General features: G+C 63.7%; 3 protein-coding genes. 1 reads left to right on the top strand and 2 read right to left on the bottom strand.

Features of this window, described 5'->3' with window-relative positions; all coding sequences use genetic code 11:
• Positions 1-271, top strand: a 271-nt coding sequence (locus ACLP25_RS07770) for a TIM barrel protein (RefSeq protein ID WP_442468641.1), incomplete at its 5' end; no start/stop codon positions are given.
• 133 nt (positions 272-404) lie between these two features.
• Here ACLP25_RS07770 and ACLP25_RS07765 read toward each other — a convergent pair.
• Both ACLP25_RS07765 and ACLP25_RS07760 read right to left on the bottom strand, forming a co-directional pair.
• Positions 405-1367 carry a sugar kinase gene (locus tag ACLP25_RS07765; RefSeq protein ID WP_442468640.1) on the bottom strand — a complete coding sequence of 321 codons (963 nt, stop codon included), beginning with the start codon at positions 1365-1367 and terminating at the stop codon, positions 405-407.
• Between the two features lie 22 nt (positions 1368-1389).
• Positions 1390-3462 (bottom strand): FAD-binding protein, encoded by a 2073-nt coding sequence (locus ACLP25_RS07760; RefSeq protein WP_442468639.1) that lies wholly within the window; start codon positions 3460-3462, stop codon positions 1390-1392.
• Positions 3463-3643: the final 181 nt, after the last annotated feature.

Genomic DNA, 3643 nt, shown 5'->3' with positions numbered 1-3643 from the left:
GCTCGACTACATCCACTTCAAGGACATCGACCGCGCGAAGTTCGACGAGGTCATGAGCCGCCGTATCCGCTTCTTCGAAGCCTGCGGCGAAGGCGTGATATGCCCGATCGGCCGAGGCTGCATCGACTATCGGGCTATCCGCCAACTGCTGGCTCATATCGGCTACGCCGGCGTCATCACTGTTGAGCAGGAAAGAGACCCGCGAAACGCCGGCGGCAGCCTCGCCGACGTGAAGGCGAGTCGCGACTATCTCGCAAGCGTCGGCTTCTGACATTTCTGCGAGGTTGGAGTGATCGGCCGCAAGGAGGGACGAGAGCGATGGTTCGGTAACCCGATACTCCCGAACCCGGAGCGCTTCAAATCGAGCGTCGCCTGCGGATAGATGATGTTGGCGAGCGCTGCCCTCAACTGTTCGCGTGGCTTTCAATGGCCTCCCGGAACCGAGCAAGCGTTCCCTTGGGCGTGAGAGCGCCGAAATGACCGATGACTTCGGCGGCGACCTGCTGCCCTAACTCGCAGGACCGTAGGGGAGGCGACCCTGCAAGTCGCGCCGCGAGATAGCCGGCGTTGAAGGCATCGCCGGCGCCGGTCGTGTCACGAACCGTCTCGATCGGCGGCGTCGGCGCCTCGCCGCGCACGCCGTCCACGGAGAAGAGGACCGCTTCCCCGCCGTTCTTGACGGCAATCTCCCGGACGCCATAGCCCTCCATGCGGGCGAGCGTCGCATCCGGCGTGGCGTCGCCCCAGAATTTCGCCTCGTCGTCAAAACTCGGCAACAGAATGTCGACTGCGTCCATGATCTCCCGCGTCGCACGACGCAGTGTGTCTTCGTCGGGCCAAAGGCGGAGGCGCGCGTTCGGATCGAATGAGACGACGGCGCCTTCGCCACGCGCTCTGTCGAGGGCCTTTACGAGGTTGCGTCTTCCTTCGTGGCCGATGATGGCGATCGTAATTCCCGAGACGTGGATGAGCCCAATACCCCGCAACGCCTCGGCGAGACGAACAGGGTCGTCCGCGAGTCGTCGCGCGGCGGACGCCTCGCGCCAGTAAGTGAAGCTGCGCTCCGCCCCGTCGAGGCTGATGACGTAAAGGCCAATCGTCCGCGCCGGGTCACGGTAGATCCTCGACCCATCGACGCCGCCAGATGCGAGAAAGGCGAGGAAATGTTCCGACCACGGGTCGGTTCCAATGCCTGTCAAGTAGCCGACACTTCCGCTCCCGCCGATCAGTTCAGCCAGATGCCAACAGATGTTGAGCGTATCGCCTGCGAATCCGCGCCGGTAAAGGCCGTCGCCGACGGGCGCGAATTCGAGCATCGCTTCGCCGACGCCGACGACGTTCCGGTTGATCCAAGTTCGAGCCGTCACGTCTGGCGCCCTTCGGAGATGGTCAGTGAACGGCATAGTGGATCGCGCCTGTCAGGAATGCCGGCCAATCGCGCTCGAAGAACGGCTTGTCGTCGCGATCGCGTCGGCGGATCGGGCGCGCATCACAGGCGAACGTTCCCGCGTCGAACCGCACATGGATCTGCTCGGAGCGGTCCTCTGCGCGCTCGGACACGAAACGGACGTCTTCCAGAGCGCCGAGGCGGGCTTCCGGGACGCGATCTCCATCCGGCGCGCAAATGGTTCGCGCTCCGCGACTGCCGCCTCCTCGTGAGATGTAGAAAGCGAGCACCGCCAGCACCCCTTCCGATAGGAGCGCGGTCTGCCGCCACTGCAGAGCTCTTAGAGCTTCTGGGGCGCCGGAGTAGGCGATCCCCTCCTGGCGAATGGTCTCGTTGAGGGCGCGAGCCGCATTCAGCGCCGACTTCACATCGCCTGCGTTACAGAGCACGCCGGCATGATCGCTCATGCGATTCTGAACATCCTTGCAGATCGATTTGACGCTGAGCGGGCTGTCGGCATTGAGAACGTCGAGGATACGGCCGACGGCCTCGTCGATGAGTCCGGGCGTAGGTCCTCTTGCTGCGCACCCGTCACGGCGAGCGGCGACATGCTCGGCGCAGCGGGTGCCAAAAACCTGGCCTGCGTTCAACGCCGCGCCACCTGGTCGGGTTACACCGTGCGTTCCCGCCGCCTCGCCGACTGCGTAGCAGCCCTCGAGACTGGTCGCGCCCCAACCGTCGACCGCGAGGCCGCCATTCATATGCTGATTGTTCACTGCGAATTCGAGCGGATCGCTGGTGATGTCGTATTTGTAGCGTTTGTAGAGCTCGATCGAGAGCGGGTTCATCTTGCGCAGACGGTCGAGCGGACGTTCCAGCATCGCGCCGCCATTCGTCAGATAGGCGGTGACATCTGGATCGAGCCGGCCGAGATCGAACTCGGCGTCTCCTGGAACCGGAAGCGGATTGCGGTTGAAGTCGAGGAACACTCTTCGTCCGGCCCGAGTCTCCCTGATGATTGCAAGGTCGACGAGGCTCGAGCCGAACCCGAGCATGCGCGTTGCGTGGAACGGCCACTGGTAGCCTTTGCGAAAGACGTTCGACGCCAGCTCCTGAGTGGTCCGGTAATAGTCGGCGAGGAAATTGCGCTCATGCCCGCGCGCGTCGCGCGAGAAGATGTAGGGCATTGCCTGGACGTATGTGCCCGAGAGGTTCCATGGGAATCCATCGCGCGATGTGCTGATGCCGACTTGGCTCTCGGTCAGATTGACGGCTTCGAGACCCGCCTCCAGCGCCAGCCCTAGCGACCCGAAACACTGCCTCGGATAGACGCTGTCGCGGTAGAGTTCTCCGGGTCCTCCGGTCGCGATCACGACCGAACCGCTCAGGAACACGAGAAGGCCCAGCGGATTGTCCGGCGTGCGACGCTTGGGCGACATTGCGACGACCCCCACGCAGCGAGCGCCCGCTCCCGAGTCGACAAGCAGACGGACGCCGGTCGTCTGATTGAAGAACGGCACGTTCAGCCGGGTCGCTTCCTTGGCGAGCACCTGCACCATGAGACGCGACGTGCGAGGTCCGCAACTTGTCGCGCGACCGACCTCATCGTGGTCCGTTTGGTAGCGCAACACCCCCCCGAGGCGGTCCTGCGGGATCGGCAGTCCCATGAATTGCAGGGATGAGAGCGCTCGCGGCGAGCCCACGGCTTCGATGTAGGCTGTGTCCTCGTCCATCGCGCCGCCCGCGCCGAGCGCCTCGGCCATCGCCCGAAAATCGTCGCCGCGCCCGGAGCCATTGGCGGTGTGCAGCGTCTGCTTGTCGGATCCGGAGCAGGCCGATGTGCCGCCAAAGGCGCTCTGGGTGGCGACCACGACGTCGACGTCGCGCCGCTTCATCTCGACCGCCGCGCGCAATCCCGCGGCTCCGCTGCCGAGAACCAGGGCTTCGCTGCGGTAGATGGGAATTGAGAAACCGCGCGTGGCGACGGTCTCTCTAATCGACCGCTCGGTCGGCAGGCGCGGCATCGCGATGTCGGTCAGAGCGTCGAGGATGTCTTGCGGGATCGTCGCGCTCACTGGCGGTTTCCGGAGAGTGGGGTTGACGGGGGGACCAAAAATGACTAAGGGTTATTAGCACGTTCCAATTTTATCGGCAATGGCCTCAATTTTCTCCTAATGGACTTCGGCGGATGGAGATTAAAGCGAAGCACTCTTATTGGAACGTTCCAGTTTGGATAAGCGTCCATGAATGACGAAG

Source organism: Roseiarcus sp. (genome assembly GCF_052145395.1).
Taxonomy (GTDB): domain Bacteria; phylum Pseudomonadota; class Alphaproteobacteria; order Rhizobiales; family Beijerinckiaceae; genus Roseiarcus.
Note: the sequence above shows the minus strand (reverse complement) of the source record. Positions and strands in the feature narration are given on the sequence as shown.